Source organism: Vibrio sp. ABH4_348 (assembly GCF_056159765.1).
Genome location: NZ_JBSWVW010000002.1, coordinates 795,158 through 809,605, shown reverse-complemented (window position 1 = coordinate 809,605; position 14,448 = coordinate 795,158). Strand labels below are relative to the sequence as shown.

The following is a 14,448-nucleotide window of genomic DNA, read 5'->3' as shown; positions in this document are numbered from 1 at the left end:
AAGCGCATGTCCGCAATGACATAAAACCGATTATTTCAGACAAATTGGGATCCAGTTGTAATCAGTCGAGGTCTACTGAATACGGCAACTTGGTAAAACCTGCAATTTCTTTCACCAAATGGTTCGCTATTTTTCTATGCTTTGTAGTTGCTAGAGTTAACTGCTTGCCGTCGCGACACATCATAACCACAGCGTAAGGTCGGCTGCGCGCTCCGAGGGAAACGGCTCGAAATCCTTTCACATCCTGTAGCCGGTATTGACGGTGAAATATCGGATAAATCGACGACGCTTTTTGCGTAATGATCCGCCGTCCCAAATCAAAATCGACTTTATATCCGGCAAAGCTCAAATGCCATGCCAATGTTGTGATTAAGCCAATCACCCATAGAGGTAACGCTTTTTCACCACCAGCAAAATAAATATTAAGCAAGCCAACAAACAGGAAAAACAGCCCTAGCATGGATTTCAAAATCTTAGAAAAACCGTCGATTTGATACGTCGCGCGTTCTGGTGATTTCACTTTAAAGTTCATGATAGAACTCCATACTTAAACAAGGCTGCAAGCCCAATGAAAATTGGAATTGGAATTGCCAAACGCCACAACGCTGCTTTTGTCCAGATAGGTGTTAAACGGCCTTGTATTAATTCTGGTAGTCCGTCGTTTTCTGTTGTCTGATTTAGCTTTTCTTCATCAAGTGTAGAATCTCTTGGTGCTGTATTTTCAGAACTGAGCCCACCAGAGGGCAATTCGGTAGATTTTTGGTTCGAAGGAGAGTCAACGACTGTATTTCTAGCTCCAAAAATTTTTCGGTCTTCTCGCCAAGGCTTTTTATTGGGCCAATCGCTAACTTGCTCTAACACCTTGGCTTCTGTATTGGCCATCAAGAAATCCATCACCGCATGCGCATCATTGGTATTGGAAAATTCATAGGTTTGCTCGCAAAGAGTAACTATGCGTTTACTTGGCTCATTACCCCGTTTTAACAGTACTTCAAGATGACTTGCTGGTTGTGAATCAAAGGACACGGGAGAGCGCCACAGTGTCGAACGTTGAAAGAAGACGTCACCTTGTTCGATATCCAAAACTAGTCGCTGCGATTTGCTGAACAGATAGATTCCGACTGGCAGAGTGACGAACAACAAGGCGGTGTAGAAAACTTTATCTCGACCATCAAGAACAAATGCCAAAAACAAACTTTGACAAGCGAGAAAGAGAATGACAACGCCAAAGAATTTAGTCAGAAATCCTTTTTTGGTGTGTAAGCTAAATTGATTAGGCTGCTTGCCTACTCGAAACAGCTTTTGGAGATGTGGGGGTAGCTCACGATGTTCCATGTGAAAGTGTCAGTCAAAAGCAAAAACCACAATCTACATGAAACACCGCGCTTATTTATTCATCGCTGGTTTTGTTATGCCAAGAGTGCAATCAATATCACATTATCTCTGTGCCACATGTTGTTTTAACTAGCCGCATCACTGCGAGTGTTCAAGCATTCACGAAAGCTTGCCAATTAACAAGACACAACTGCATTGCGACCGTCATTTTTTGCCTTGTACAAGTTATCATCTGCCATTCTATTTAACGCGTCGATCGAGGAGGCGTCATCAGATTGAGCCACCCCAATGCTTACCGTGACATTGAGGATTTTTTGACGAAAACTGACTCGCATTTTGTCTACTGAAACTCGAATGTTGTCGGCGATTGTCACCGCTTGGAACTTGGAGCAGTCTTCTAATACGATACAAAATTCTTCGCCCCCGTGACGATAAACGTTGTCTTTACCCACTACTGACTCGAGCAGCTGGGTCAAGGACTTTAGAACCAAATCGCCCGCATCGTGCCCGTAGTCATCATTGATCGATTTGAAATGATCAATATCGAGCATCATTAAGTGGAAAGGTTTAGAACGACCTTCCAACTCCGCAAAACGATGTTGGAGGGCTAAGCGATTGTTCGTTTGAGTTAAGGGATCTATAGTGGCGAGCTTTGTAAGCTTTTGCTCCGAATTGTGGCGATTAGATTCATAAACATGGGCGATCGCTGCGATACTAATGTAGCTAAATCCTAAATTGACCATCAGCGGAAGTTGATAGAAATATTGGTCTTGGTTAAATTGGAAATCGACGTTAACTAACTGAACCACGAATAACATTACGGTCGCGATAAGACCGGCTTTTCGACCCAATAACAAATAATAAACAATGGGTAAAACTAGCGTCCAAATAAACAATCCATGATTGGTTACGCGTATCCACGTTCCGCCAACCACTAACAACGTTAGAAAGGCGCTAATAAAGTATTTATGGCTGGGGTGAAGGGTTCTATTTTTAATTTGCAGATACAAGTATAAGGAGTACAGCGCGTACAGTGCCTGTAAAATAGGGAATATATAATTGTCCGTATTGAGTGCATTCCCCACTGCCAACACCGCAGACAAGCTTCCGATTCCTATACTAATGCCCTTAAGCACCTTTAGGCGTAATTCTGAGCTTCCATCTAGCTCGTAGTCTTGCATTCAGCTCTTCCTTTTTGCTGCTATTCAACTTCAAATTATATGATAGCCTGTAAATGTCAAATTATTGATATAAGGGATATTAAAGTAATGTGTACACGAATTTTTAATCATTTAAACGAGCAGTACCCCATTACAGCACGCAACATGGATTGGGGCGGACCTGTCGATACCTATTTTTATGCTTTCCCCAAAGGACTTGAAAGACGCGGTATCCCCTCAAGTTTAGCCCAAGAAAAACACCTTAATCCTCATCAGATAAAATCTTGGACATCTCGTTACGCCAGCCTGGTTGCTATGATGGGTAACGACAAACAAGGTTTTGCCTCTGTTGATGGCCTAAACGAACATGGTCTGGTTGCCAATGGTTTGTACGACAGCGATACAAGCTACCAAGCGAACACTACAATTTCATGTTGTGAACGAGACTCTCGCCAATACCTAAGCGCGAATTATTGGGTGCAATTTGCATTGGACAGATTCAAGACAGCACACGACGTCGCTAAGTATTTTGAAAAGCAAAAAATTCAGTTAATGTCAGACGCTCTACCGGGGTTTACACCACCAGCCGGAATTGAATCTGTCCCCGCTAACTTACACTTGAGTGTTTCAGATGCTTCCGGGCATTCAGCGGTAATAGAGGTGAGAAAAGGTAAGTTTGTTGTTTACTATGATAAAAAATACGATGTTGTCACCAATCAGCCTTCCTTTGAAACTCAGAGAAAATTGACCGATTACTGGCGGTTTATTTGGGGAATAGACACTGACGCGCCCGTACAAGCTCCGGTCTACTCGGCGCCGGGTGGTAATACACCATCTCAACGCTTCGAGCGAGCTAGCTACTATTTGGCCTTTTCCAGCGCACCGAAAAACCGACACGAAGCGCTTTATCAAGCTCGTTCTCTAGTCGCAAGCTGTTCAGTGCCGGTGAACTTCAAAACACCCGATCATCCTGTCTCGTCCTATACAATTTGGACTAACCTAGCCGATCACACCAAAAAGCGTTACTACCTAACTAGCACCGTCTCGATGAATACGGTGTGGATGGATTTTCCAAAAGAGCTGAACCAGTCAAAACGGCTGTTTTTGCAACATCAAGGCTTTACTAAATCTGAAAACAATTCATTAGCAGGCAACGTCACAAGCTTGCTGGAAGATTGCCAAAACCCTTACGTCTGAAATTAACAAAACGAATATTTAGAGAAAGTGCTTAATCGCACTTTCTCTATGATGAACTTTACACAAACTTAAACGCTTTACACTCAAACGGCCACCACTAGGTTTCGTCCATAACTTTTTGCTTTGTAGAGGTTCTCGTCAGCAGCTCGGTTTATAGCTTCAACCGATAGTTTTTCACTAGAGTGCGCCACTCCAATGCTCACAGTGACATTAAAACTTTTATTCTGAAAACTAACCTTCATGTTATCAACGGCAGTTCGGATTTTGTCGGCCATGACAATAGCGTCAGACTGAGCGCAATTCTCGAGCACGATGCAAAACTCCTCGCCCCCTTGTCGGTAAACATTTTCTTCGCCAACATGAGATATCAATAACTGCGTCGTCAATTGCAAAACCATATCACCCGCATCATGCCCATATTTATCGTTGATTGATTTAAAATGATCTATGTCGAGTACCATCAGGTGGAAAGGTTTAGTCAGTTTATCTAGTTTCGCAAAACGGCGTTTGAGCGCTAGACGATTATTCGCCTGGGTTAGTGGGTCTACCAAAGCCAACTTGGTCAATTTTAACTCAGTGTTGTAACGATTGGATTCATAAACATGAGCGATTGCCGCAATACTTAGATAACTAAAACCGAGGTTAATCATCAGATCAAGATGCATGAAGTGAGGCTCTAGCTCGAATAAGTAATGGATATTCACCAACTGAACCAATAACAGCAATATGGTGGCAACCACTCCAATTTTTCGCCCCAGTAGTAAGTAGTAAATAATCGGCATCACAAGCGTCCAAGCAAACGCTGCAGAATGAAGTAAATTAATTGTTGTGCCAAACACCACCATGAAGGTGACAAAGCCCGTGACGATATATTTATGCAAGTGATGTAATGTATTGGCTTTAATTTGCCGATATACATACCAGGAATAGATGGCGTAACCGGCTTCCATTAATGCCAGCGAATACAAACTGAGAAAATAAATATTGGCCACAGCCAAAATTGCCGCCAATGAGCCGAGGCCGATACTCATGCCTTTGAGTACTTTTTGACGTAAATGGGAGCTTCCTTCTAGCTCACTCTCTACCATTTGGCTTTCCTTTCAACACTTATCAACCGTCAATTATATGCTAACCTGTGCCAGCAAACTATTGATAAAAAGGAAATTTGTAAGATGTGTACCCGTATCTTTAACCACCTAAATGATCAATTCCCAATGACCGCTAGGAATGTGGACTGGTTTTCAACGATTGACACCTACTTTTACGCTTTTGCAGGCGGAAGCCATAATACAGGTCTCAAACCTAAACTGGCGAAAAAGAACAAGATACACGAGCAAGATATAAAAAAATGGCAATCTAAATACGCAAGCTTGGCAACCGTGATCGGGAATGATGTCGATGGCTACGCCACTATTGATGGGCTGAATCAAAAAGGACTCGCAGTCAACGCGCTATACGATTGCGATACCTCTTATCAGAAGCCTAACTATCAACTCACTGCAAAAGCCACTAACAAACCGCGCAAATGCCTAAGCTCAAATTATTGGATCCAGTTTATTTTGGATAAATTCGCCAATGTGCAAGAAGTGTGTGACTACTTTGCCAAGCAAAACATTCAATTGGTTCCTGACCTTGTGCCCGGGTTTACTTTGCCAGCCGGAGTTGAATTGCCAAAAGGAATAGATGGTATTTACTCGTTCATTCACGTTTGTGTCTCTGACAGTTCGGGCGACTCTGCTGTGATTGAAGTGCGAAATGGGGAATACCAGATTCATCAAAACCCAAAATATACGGTAGTCACCAACGAGCCTGACTTTAATACCCAGAAAAAGCTTACTGCATACTGGCAATACATTTGGGGCTTAGACCCAAATGCCAAAGTAGAGGCTCCTGTGTACTCCGCGCCGGGCGGTAACACTTCAACTCAAAGGTTCGAACGTGCCAATTACTACTTATCGTTTGCTAAGCGACCGGTTGATAGACATGAAGCCCGTTATCAAACACGAGCATTGGTTGCGACATGTTCGGTTCCCGTTAAATTCCAAACACCAGACGAGCCGGTCTCGTCGTATACAATTTGGAGCAACCTTGCCGATCACACCAAAAAGCGTTACTACCTAACTAGCACAGTCTCGATGAATACGGTGTGGATGGATTTTCCAAAAGAGCTGAACCAGTCAAAACGGCTGTTTTTGCAACATCAAGGCTTTACTAAATCTGAAAACAATTCGTTAGCAGGCAACGTCACAAGCTTGCTGGAAGATTGCCAAAATCCTTACGTTTAAATTCTGGAACTGGTACTTGCGCCAATTCTCAAAAAAACAAGGAAGTGCTCATTTGGCACTTCCTTGGCTAGCTTAATGATACTCGTTACTTCCAGTGTATTTCGATACCACTTTTCTCGGGGAGGATATGTGGGGCAAGTTCGTGTTTATCTGGAAAATCACCGCCATTTTGAGTACGAAATGGAATCGGGTCTTCGTCAAACAAACTCTCTAATCTATTTTGCCATCTGAAGCTTTCATTCTGCATATCTTGTTCGCTTAGCCCCAAGGCGTTGTGAACCACATGATTTTCAAGTACTGAAAATCCTGGGTAAAACAAGCAACCATGGGTAATCGGAAACAACAACTGATCTATCGGCCCATTGATACTTCGCGGTGAGTAATCAATTGCCGGACCTCCCGTGGAAACAAACAACATGGCTCGTTTTCCTTTAAACACGCCGTCACCAAATCGAAGGTGATTCCCCATGCCTTTGTAGCCGTATGCAAAACCGTAGGCATAAACCCGGTCAAACCACCCCTTTAGGATAGCTGGCATCCCATACCACCATAAGGGAAAATGAAAGATAACTGCATCAGCTTGTAATAGTTTTTCCTGCTCACGTTTGACCTCATCCACTTGAGACTCACTGGAGTAAGCATGCTGAGATTCAGCAATGTAGTTAAGTCTTGTAGGATCAATTCTATTTTTAAAATCGTTGGCGTCTGCGTGCGCTTTCCAATCCATTTCATAAAGATTGCTTTGTAGAATTCGGTATCCTTTGGCCTGCAAATTATCCACTGATTGCATGGCAAAAAAATGGGTTAAAGATTGAGGCTCGGGGTGAGCACTTACAATAAGAACAGTTTTTGATGGCGTTTCCATTAGGTCTCCCTGTCATACATCTTGCAAATAAAACGCAAATCGCTTCATTAACTTGCAGTTAGCATGACGCTCTGGCAGTGTGTTGTGAAATCACCATTTCCTATGGCTCGAATAACGAAAATGAATACTCGTTTCGACCTCAATTTAGTCAAAACACTGATCGCCGTTTTAGAAGAAAGAAGTGTGACAAAAGCGGCTCAACGACTAAACCTAAGTCAACCTGCGGTTAGTGCTCAACTCAATAAGCTTCGTGAACATTTTAATGACCCGCTGATCATCACGGGAAACAAAACAGTTACACCAACAGAAAAAGCAAGCCTTCTATTACCTGATTTGAAACAGGCTTTGGCTCAGCTCAATCAGACCATAGATCAACACCAAGTATTTGAACCAGCTAATGCAGAATTGACCATCACGATGGCTAGCACCGACTATTTGCAGGCTTCAGTGATTACACCACTCATTCAAAAACTAAGAGCAGAAGCGCCGAATATCCAGCTGTCTTTGACAACTTTGGATTTTGCTAACCTATCTGCTCAAATTGAAAAACAAGAGCTCGACTTGATCTTCATGTGCCCAACTCAAGCACCTAGCGATCTCAAGGTTAAGCACTTATTCACAGAAAGCTACACGTTGATCGCGCGTCCAGACCACCCTCTTGTTCATCCCGATTTGACCTTAGAAGAATACGTTAGCTTGGATCATCTAGTGGTATCACTTCGCGACGGAACCTTTTTTACCCCCATCGATAAAGCGCTACAAAAGCGAGGCTTAAAACGCAAAGCCAGTATGACAGTTTCATCCTTTTTGCTGATGCCCGATATTGTCCTGAGCACTGACTTGGTGGCACTGGTACCAACAAAGTTAATTCAACATCGGCTAGCAGACTTTTCTTATGCCCCTTGTCCTGTCGATGGATGTGAATTTAATGTGGGAATGCTCTGGCACGAGCGAAACCAACGCAGTGCTGCTCATCAATGGTTACGAGGGTTTGTACTCGAGAATATCAGCTTCGTTTAATTTGTAGAGTTTTGTAATTCCGACTGACACTTCCCCTAACTGACAAAAAATACATTTTAATACATAGACTTATTGAAAATCGCAGATTAAATAGTACATTATCAATACGATTTAGCACCTCTGAACCAGTTCCTTACTTTTTGGTTCTAACCATCATCTCTAGGAGATCCCAATGTTTAAGAAATTTACGCTATGTGCTGTGTTAATTGTCGCGCCATTTTTCGCTACCGCAAAACCTACTGAAAACAGTGTTCGAACCTTGCTTGAGGTCAGTGGCTCATCTCAAATGGGTCAGCAAATGTTTGATCAAATGATGATCGCGCTCAAACCTATGATGGGAGAAGTCGATGAAACCTTTTTTGCAGAGCTTCAAAAAGAGGTGGACATGGATAGCCTACTCAACCAGTTGATTCCCGTTTACCAATCACACTTAAGCCAAAACGAAATTGACCAACTGATCGCTTTTTATCAGTCAGATATTGGCAAGCGTTTAGTGGAAGTGCAGCCAGCACTGACCCAAGAGTCTTTCATGATTGGTCAAAAATGGGGCCAAGAGTTAGGAATGAAAGTCCATCAAAAGATTCAAAGCCTTCAAGCGCAGTAGCAACACCTCGAATAGGTGAACAATGCTATCGAGTCTAAGCCGATAGGTTGTTCGCCTATCTTTATTGACTCAGACTGAATCGTAAATTTGTCGCGAATCGCCCTGAAACCTAAATTGTGTAAGTTTTAACGGTGAATCTTGGTCTCTAAAATTAATAAAAATTCAGCTATTAAGGTCATAGAAGTAATACATGTCTAAAACACGACAAACGCGCACGCCTTGGTACCGAACAAAAAGCTGGATATGGACGCGCGATATCTTAATTGCCTTGTTCGTTGTATGGGGAGTGCAAGCATGGCAAACCCGCAACATGATTGATGATGACGGGTCAAGCTACATACAACAAACTGCCTTAGAAAACCTCAATGGTGAAATAGAACTTCTATTCACCGCCGAAAATCAAAAGCCAACTCTGGTGTACTTTTTCGCACCTTGGTGCACCGTTTGTAAACTCAGTATTGGTAACTTAGATGAACTTGATCATGATGAGGTAAACATCGTGAAAATTGCACTCGATTACAGTGATGAGCAGTCAGTACATAACTTTGTTTCAGACAGTAAATCTTCTCTGCCCACCTATTTGGGCACTCATGTCATTCGAGAGACGTTTAAAATTTCAGGCTACCCTTCGTACTATTTACTCGACAAGAACAATAAAATTGTGAGTCGTTCTATGGGTTACTCCACTGAGTTGGGGATGAAAGCTAGAATGCTACTCCAATTAAATTAACTTACAGAATAAAAGATAGCCCTATCCAGTTTTAACAATTGGCTCCGCCACGCCTTTTTGTCGATAATTATTATCATTTAGCTAACGTTATGTTATATCATTACACCAAATATTCTGGTGGTTGGTAGAATCGTGAAAAATACAAAAGTTGTTATCGTAGGGGCTGGACCTTCTGGGCTTGGGTGTGCTGCTTTACTAAAGCAGATGGGCATAAAAGATAAAGACTTGATGGTGCTAGAAGCGAACACCATTGGTCATAGTTTTGAAAAATGGCCTAAAGAGATGAAGATGATTACTCCTTCATTTCCGAGTAATGGTTACCACCAAACGGATCTAAATGCGATCACGCCTGACACTTCTCCGGCATTTAGTGTTGGTAAAGAGCACCCTACCGGAGCTGAATACGCACAGTACCTGAGGAACGTGACTAAGTTCTATCAAATTGAAGTAACCGAGAATTCTCGTGTCGAGAAGGTATTCCACCTAGCCGATGACAGTTTCGAACTCGTTATGGTTTCAGGTGAAATAATCAAAACTAGCTATTTGATTTGGGCTGGCGGAGAGTTTTCAAACCCAAGACTCAACGCATTTGAAGGTAGCAAACTGTGTGTACACAACAGCCAAGTAAAGACATGGGATGATTGCACAGATGAACACTATGCAGTGATTGGCTGTTATGAAAGCGGCGTTGATGCGGCTTTTCACCTCGCGCAACGTGGTAAAAAAGTAAGCTTAATTGAATCTGGCGATGACCAAAACAATACGTATGACCCGAGTAAGGTGTTAAGCCCATACACGGCAGAACGTCTTGCTTCGATGGCAAACTCAGATCTCGTTGAGCTGCATGAGGATTTTGAAGTCCTCGAGGTTCGAAAAATCCAAGAGGGTTATGAGATTCTCTCAACCAAAGGAGACCGAATCATCAGTTCCGGTAAACCTATCAACTGCACTGGCTTCGACGCTCATTTAGGCCCAGTTGAATCCATGTTTACGATTGATGATCACGGATTTCCAATTGTGAACAATTTCGATGAATCAACAAGGCATCGAAATTTGTTTTTAGTTGGACCAAAACTGATTCACGGTGAGGTATTACTTTGCTTTATTTATAAGTTTAGGGGTCGATTTGCACTGCCTTGTGAGGTCATTGGCTCAGAACTTGATTTAGATACGACAGTATTAAGCCATTACAAACAAGCCGGAATGCTTCTTAATGACCTAAGTTGTTGCGAAGACCAACAGTGTTTCTGCTGATGACGAACTAAACAAAGTAATAAAAAAGATAACGATAAGAATGGGGACTCAAATAGAGTCCCCATTCTCTGTTGGCTAACGGGTTTAGCTAACGGGTTTAGCTAAGCTAGCACCTTCTTCTTTATAGCGTTTCAAGAAAATGGCTTTGAGTGCGGTGAGATGTGGGAATTCAATTAACATCCCGATAGTGATCGTTGCGTAAATCAACGGCTGGTCTGGAATAGCAATGGTGGTTAAGCCCAGCATCAAGGGTGCATTTCTCGCCCCCGTGGTAAACGTTAGTAAGCAGTGCCCTGGGAAATCCAATTTCGCTACCTTAGCGATGACTTCACCAAGAATGAAGGTCACTACAAAGAACACAAAAATAGCAGCAAGTAGCAGTGGAACAATCGACAGGTGACCCATCAGCTCATTTATATTGGTCGCAAAGATTTGCGCCACCAACAAAGACAATACAATGGGAATAGAGAGCTTACAGAATGGTAGAATCTTATCGATGACTTTCGTTAGAGCTAAACGAAGAACAGCGGCAGCAACTAAGGGCTGAATGAACCACTCGATCAGCATGGAAAGGTCAACCTTATAGGAGACGACCGTATCGAACAACACCAGGTAAATTGGAAATAGGATCAATTGGCTGATCATATTAATGGGTAAAAGAGCAGCGCCCAACTCTACGTTCCCTTTTGCGAGCCTTGTGAAACCCAGATACCAGTCTGTACACGGAGCCATAAAGTAAATCACCAAGCCTGTGTAGAATAGAGGTTGCCCTGATAAGAACAGTGAAGCGACGGCTAGACCGATGGTTGGTATCAAAATGAAGTTTGTTACCCATGCAATGCTTATGAATTTGATATTGGAGAGCCCTTTGAAAATGCCTGTCACTGGCACCTCAAACAGCAATAAAAAGACTAATATTAAAATAGTTGGATCGATGTAATTACCAGAAAACTCTGCTACCGATGGTGACGAGACTCCAGCAATTGAGCCTACAACGATCGCTGCAATGAGTAGCAAAGTCGTATTGTTGTTGATGAAGTTGAACAACTTCGAGTTTTCTAATTTATTCATAACAAGCCTTCAGCAAGCTGTCTCCTTGACGTTGTAAATACACAATGATTATTTAATAACTATTGTTATGTTATAACATTTCACAAACTAAATAAATTAGATGATAATTATTATCAATTGGGAGGCAAAACTGACTGGCTGCCCATCTCGACTCACAAACAGGCCAATTAGGTTAGATGTAGAGAAGCAAAGATAGGGCTACAACTTCGTCACAAAACGTAAGCGATGATCTTGTTGAGACCTCATCAAGATGTTCCAATCCAAAGCACTGAAATACAGAAAATTAGACCAAAGAGTCTAAAAAGCGTAAATACGCATATTTAATTGCTAGAAGCTTTCCGAGCCACGTCGAATTCAATAATCAGCTAACCTTTTTAGGAGACACTATGGAATTTGCCGCGGGATTGATCAAACTGGTTCCAGATTACCAAGAACGTATGGATCACTGGTGCAAAACTCTTTCTCAAAACGTTCAAGATGTTTGCGACTCAATGCAAAAAGAAGGCGTAACAATAGAATCGTGGTTCAAAATTACCATCGAAAAACAAGACTATATTCTTTGGTATATGAGAGCTCAATCTCTACAACAAGCAATGGAAGCTTTCCAACAGTCCACCGCCAAAATTGACCATTTCCATATGAAGTCGATTAACAAAATGAGCGATCCCACCGGTCAAATCTTCGCCCAGCCGCTATTGGATTTCTCTGCAGATCTTGCCCAAGAGCCAGTCTAGCCAGATTTTCCTGTAAATTATTGAGTGCCAGCAAGTAGCTAACTAGCTGGCATTCAATGAACCAAATATGCCACACCACTCACATAAAGCGCAAAAGTGTGATGAAATTCAATTTTTTCTGGCAATTTGCCTCGCTTTAAGGAATAATCGCGCTCCTTTGGAAGTCCCAAACAGCTTGTTGCGATTTAGCGCTCATCCGGAATTGAACGGAATCAATCAGAGTATGGATTGGTATCGGAATTGTAGAGCCAATGGGACCTGTGAACACATAAAAATAAAGTAGGATCCCCATGCAAGATTCTGTGACTACATTCCGCGAACTCGCGTTGAATGAAGATATCCTTTCAGCACTGGACAAAATCGGCTTCGTTTCACCAAGCCCAATTCAAGGCGCCGCTATTCCACACTTGATGGAAGGCGTTGACCTTTTAGGTAAAGCTCAGACAGGTACTGGTAAAACAGCCGCCTTTTCTTTACCTCTACTAAACAAAATCGACTTATCTCAATACAAGCCTCAAGCCATCGTTCTAGCGCCTACACGTGAGCTAGCGATTCAAGTAGCGGCTGAGATGAAAAACCTTGGTCAAAACATCAAGGGCCTTAAAGTTCTAGAGATCTACGGTGGTGCATCTATCGTTGATCAAATGCGTGCGCTTCGCTCAGGTGCTCACATTGTGGTTGGCACGCCAGGTCGTGTACAAGATTTGATCAACCGTCAAAAACTACACCTTGATGAAGTCACTACCTTCGTTCTTGATGAAGCAGATGAAATGCTAAACATGGGTTTCGTTGATGACGTAACCGCTATCATGGAGCATGCGCCTGAAAGTGCACAACGTGTTCTATTCTCTGCAACTATGCCTCCTATGCTTAAGAAGATCGTTGAACGCTTCTTGCGTGAGCCAGTGCATATTGACGTTGCTGGTAAAAACCACACGGTTGACAAAGTAGAGCAGCAATTCTGGGTCGTTAAAGGCGTAGAGAAAGACGAAGCTATGTCTCGCCTTCTTGAAACAGAAGAAACAGATGCGTCTATTGTCTTCGTTCGTACTCGTCAAGATACTGAACGTTTGGCAGACTGGCTATCGGCTCGTGGCTTTAAAGCTGCGCCTCTTCACGGTGACATTCCTCAGTCTCTGCGTGAGCGTACTGTCGATCATATCAAACAAGGTGTTATCGATATCCTAGTTGCGACTGACGTTGTTGCACGTGGTCTTGATGTGCCACGTATTACTCACGTGTTTAACTACGACATTCCTTTTGACGTTGAGTCATACATTCACCGTATCGGCCGTACTGGTCGTGCTGGACGTAAAGGTAAAGCTATCCTTTTGGTTCGCACTAACCAGATTCGTATGTTGCGCACCATCGAGCGCGTTACTAAATCAAGCATGGAAGAAATTTCACTTCCTCATCGTGACAAAGTTGCTGAAGCTCGCCTTGTAAAATTAGGTGAAGAACTGGCAGCGGATAAAGAGCACAAAGCGCTAGACAAATTTGCAGAGTTGGTAGAGTCACTACAGACTTCTCTTGAGATGGATGCAGCGACATTGGCGGCGATCCTTCTTAAACGTCAACAAGGTAAACGTCCATTGTTCTACATTGGCGAAGACCCAATGTTGGCAGCAGTTGAGCGTGACAATCAACGTCGTCGCGAGCGTCGTGAAAACGGTGGCCGTGATCGTGATTACCGCAACCAAGATTGGGATACATACCAACTTCAACTTGGTCGTGAACAAGGCGTTCAGGTAAAAGACATTGTGGGTGCATTGGCGAATGAACTTGGTCTTACTAAAGGCTCTATCGGTGCAATCAAACTTGACCGTGAATCAACCTATGTTCAGCTTCCAAAAGCGATGCCAAGCAACGCAGCAAACAAGCTAAGCAAGTTGCGTATCCGTCAACACGAAGCAGGTGCTGTAGTGGTTGATTTCAACGATTTCCGTGAGCCTCGTGGACGTCGTGATGGTGGTCGCCGTGACGGTGGTCGTCGTTTTGATGGCAACCGAGATGGACGCCGTGAAGGTGGTCATCGCGGCAACCGTGATGGCGGTCGTCGTGGCAATGGTGGTAACGGCGGCAACGGTGGTGAGCGTCGTTTCGATCGCAATCGCGGTGGAGACAACCGCGGAAACTACCGCGGCGAGCGTGGTCACAACCGTCGTGCTGAAGGCTAAACACAGCTAGCCAAAC

At 43.1% G+C, this 14,448-nt stretch carries 14 protein-coding genes; 8 read left to right on the top strand and 6 right to left on the bottom strand.

Going from position 1 to position 14,448, the window contains the following annotated elements:
• Nucleotides 1–61: 61 nt before the first annotated feature.
• From ACXAFJ_RS17500 to ACXAFJ_RS17490, 3 genes are all read right to left on the bottom strand, one after another.
• On the bottom strand, nucleotides 62–532 hold the full coding sequence (locus ACXAFJ_RS17500) for a hypothetical protein (protein ID WP_475325193.1): 471 nt from the start codon (nucleotides 530–532) through the stop codon (nucleotides 62–64).
• Nucleotides 529–1,335, bottom strand: a complete 807-nt coding sequence (locus ACXAFJ_RS17495) for a hypothetical protein (protein WP_475325192.1) — start codon at nucleotides 1,333–1,335, stop codon at nucleotides 529–531. Before ACXAFJ_RS17495 ends, ACXAFJ_RS17500 begins: the two co-directional genes overlap by 4 nt.
• 176 nt (nucleotides 1,336–1,511) lie before the next feature.
• Nucleotides 1,512–2,516: a GGDEF domain-containing protein gene (locus ACXAFJ_RS17490; protein WP_475325190.1), complete on the bottom strand. Its 1,005-nt coding sequence runs from the start codon at nucleotides 2,514–2,516 to the stop codon at nucleotides 1,512–1,514.
• Nucleotides 2,517–2,603: 87 nt separating this feature from the next.
• On the opposite strand from ACXAFJ_RS17490, the gene ACXAFJ_RS17485 reads away from it, so the two are divergent.
• Nucleotides 2,604–3,692, top strand: a complete 1,089-nt coding sequence (locus tag ACXAFJ_RS17485; RefSeq protein WP_475325188.1) for a linear amide C-N hydrolase — start codon at nucleotides 2,604–2,606, stop codon at nucleotides 3,690–3,692.
• Between the two features lie 83 nt (nucleotides 3,693–3,775).
• On the opposite strand, the gene ACXAFJ_RS17480 is transcribed toward ACXAFJ_RS17485, so the two are convergent.
• Nucleotides 3,776–4,780, bottom strand: coding sequence for a GGDEF domain-containing protein (locus ACXAFJ_RS17480; RefSeq protein WP_475325187.1), 1,005 nt, complete (start codon nucleotides 4,778–4,780; stop codon nucleotides 3,776–3,778).
• Between the two features lie 84 nt (nucleotides 4,781–4,864).
• Here ACXAFJ_RS17480 and ACXAFJ_RS17475 point away from each other — a divergent pair, with 84 nt between their 5' ends.
• The gene (locus ACXAFJ_RS17475; protein WP_475325185.1) at nucleotides 4,865–5,977 is read left to right on the top strand and encodes a linear amide C-N hydrolase; all 1,113 of its coding nucleotides are present in this window, start codon (nucleotides 4,865–4,867) and stop codon (nucleotides 5,975–5,977) included.
• An 85-nt stretch (nucleotides 5,978–6,062) separates the two neighbouring features.
• Here the strand turns inward: ACXAFJ_RS17475 and ACXAFJ_RS17470 are convergent, their stop codons facing one another.
• Nucleotides 6,063–6,842, bottom strand: coding sequence for an NAD(P)H-dependent oxidoreductase (locus ACXAFJ_RS17470; protein ID WP_475325183.1), 780 nt, complete (start codon nucleotides 6,840–6,842; stop codon nucleotides 6,063–6,065).
• Between the two features lie 120 nt (nucleotides 6,843–6,962).
• On the opposite strand from ACXAFJ_RS17470, the gene ACXAFJ_RS17465 reads away from it, so the two are divergent.
• From ACXAFJ_RS17465 to ACXAFJ_RS17450, 4 genes are all read left to right on the top strand, one after another.
• The gene (locus tag ACXAFJ_RS17465; RefSeq protein ID WP_475325181.1) at nucleotides 6,963–7,862 is read left to right on the top strand and encodes a LysR family transcriptional regulator; all 900 of its coding nucleotides are present in this window, start codon (nucleotides 6,963–6,965) and stop codon (nucleotides 7,860–7,862) included.
• A gap of 172 nt (nucleotides 7,863–8,034) precedes the next feature.
• A complete protein-coding gene (locus ACXAFJ_RS17460) occupies nucleotides 8,035–8,466 on the top strand; it encodes a DUF2059 domain-containing protein (protein WP_475325179.1) in 432 nt (143 codons plus the stop codon).
• A gap of 190 nt (nucleotides 8,467–8,656) precedes the next feature.
• Nucleotides 8,657–9,196, top strand: coding sequence for a TlpA family protein disulfide reductase (locus ACXAFJ_RS17455; RefSeq protein WP_475325178.1), 540 nt, complete (start codon nucleotides 8,657–8,659; stop codon nucleotides 9,194–9,196).
• Between the two features lie 132 nt (nucleotides 9,197–9,328).
• Nucleotides 9,329–10,450: an NAD(P)/FAD-dependent oxidoreductase gene (locus ACXAFJ_RS17450; RefSeq protein ID WP_475325177.1), complete on the top strand. Its 1,122-nt coding sequence runs from the start codon at nucleotides 9,329–9,331 to the stop codon at nucleotides 10,448–10,450.
• A gap of 84 nt (nucleotides 10,451–10,534) precedes the next feature.
• Here the strand turns inward: ACXAFJ_RS17450 and ACXAFJ_RS17445 are convergent, their stop codons facing one another.
• A complete protein-coding gene (locus ACXAFJ_RS17445) occupies nucleotides 10,535–11,521 on the bottom strand; it encodes an arsenic resistance protein (RefSeq protein ID WP_475325175.1) in 987 nt (328 codons plus the stop codon).
• Nucleotides 11,522–11,907: 386 nt separating this feature from the next.
• Here ACXAFJ_RS17445 and ACXAFJ_RS17440 point away from each other — a divergent pair, with 386 nt between their 5' ends.
• Together ACXAFJ_RS17440 and ACXAFJ_RS17435 are read left to right on the top strand one after the other, a co-directional pair.
• Complete coding sequence (locus tag ACXAFJ_RS17440) at nucleotides 11,908–12,255, top strand: DUF6176 family protein (protein ID WP_475325173.1); 348 nt, start codon at nucleotides 11,908–11,910, stop codon at nucleotides 12,253–12,255.
• A gap of 290 nt (nucleotides 12,256–12,545) precedes the next feature.
• Entirely contained in the window at nucleotides 12,546–14,432 is a 1,887-nt protein-coding gene (locus ACXAFJ_RS17435) for a DEAD/DEAH box helicase (protein ID WP_475325172.1), read from the top strand.
• The last annotated feature ends 16 nt before the right edge of the window (nucleotides 14,433–14,448 follow it).

Bases quoted from the DNA above. Each gene is read 5' to 3' on its own strand.
- ACXAFJ_RS17440 (WP_475325173.1), top strand. From the start codon at position 11,908: ATGGAATTTGCCGCGGGATTGATCAAACTGGTTCCAGATTACCAAGAA.
- ACXAFJ_RS17495 (WP_475325192.1), bottom strand. From the start codon at position 1,335: ATGGAACATCGTGAGCTACCCCCACATCTCCAAAAGCTGTTTCGAGTA.
- ACXAFJ_RS17500 (WP_475325193.1), bottom strand. From the start codon at position 532: ATGAACTTTAAAGTGAAATCACCAGAACGCGCGACGTATCAAATCGAC.
- ACXAFJ_RS17435 (WP_475325172.1), top strand. From the start codon at position 12,546: ATGCAAGATTCTGTGACTACATTCCGCGAACTCGCGTTGAATGAAGAT.
- ACXAFJ_RS17465 (WP_475325181.1), top strand. From the start codon at position 6,963: ATGAATACTCGTTTCGACCTCAATTTAGTCAAAACACTGATCGCCGTT.
- ACXAFJ_RS17485 (WP_475325188.1), top strand. From the start codon at position 2,604: ATGTGTACACGAATTTTTAATCATTTAAACGAGCAGTACCCCATTACA.
- ACXAFJ_RS17455 (WP_475325178.1), top strand. From the start codon at position 8,657: ATGTCTAAAACACGACAAACGCGCACGCCTTGGTACCGAACAAAAAGC.
- ACXAFJ_RS17480 (WP_475325187.1), bottom strand. From the start codon at position 4,780: ATGGTAGAGAGTGAGCTAGAAGGAAGCTCCCATTTACGTCAAAAAGTA.
- ACXAFJ_RS17475 (WP_475325185.1), top strand. From the start codon at position 4,865: ATGTGTACCCGTATCTTTAACCACCTAAATGATCAATTCCCAATGACC.
- ACXAFJ_RS17470 (WP_475325183.1), bottom strand. From the start codon at position 6,842: ATGGAAACGCCATCAAAAACTGTTCTTATTGTAAGTGCTCACCCCGAG.
- ACXAFJ_RS17460 (WP_475325179.1), top strand. From the start codon at position 8,035: ATGTTTAAGAAATTTACGCTATGTGCTGTGTTAATTGTCGCGCCATTT.
- ACXAFJ_RS17490 (WP_475325190.1), bottom strand. From the start codon at position 2,516: ATGCAAGACTACGAGCTAGATGGAAGCTCAGAATTACGCCTAAAGGTG.
- ACXAFJ_RS17445 (WP_475325175.1), bottom strand. From the start codon at position 11,521: ATGAATAAATTAGAAAACTCGAAGTTGTTCAACTTCATCAACAACAAT.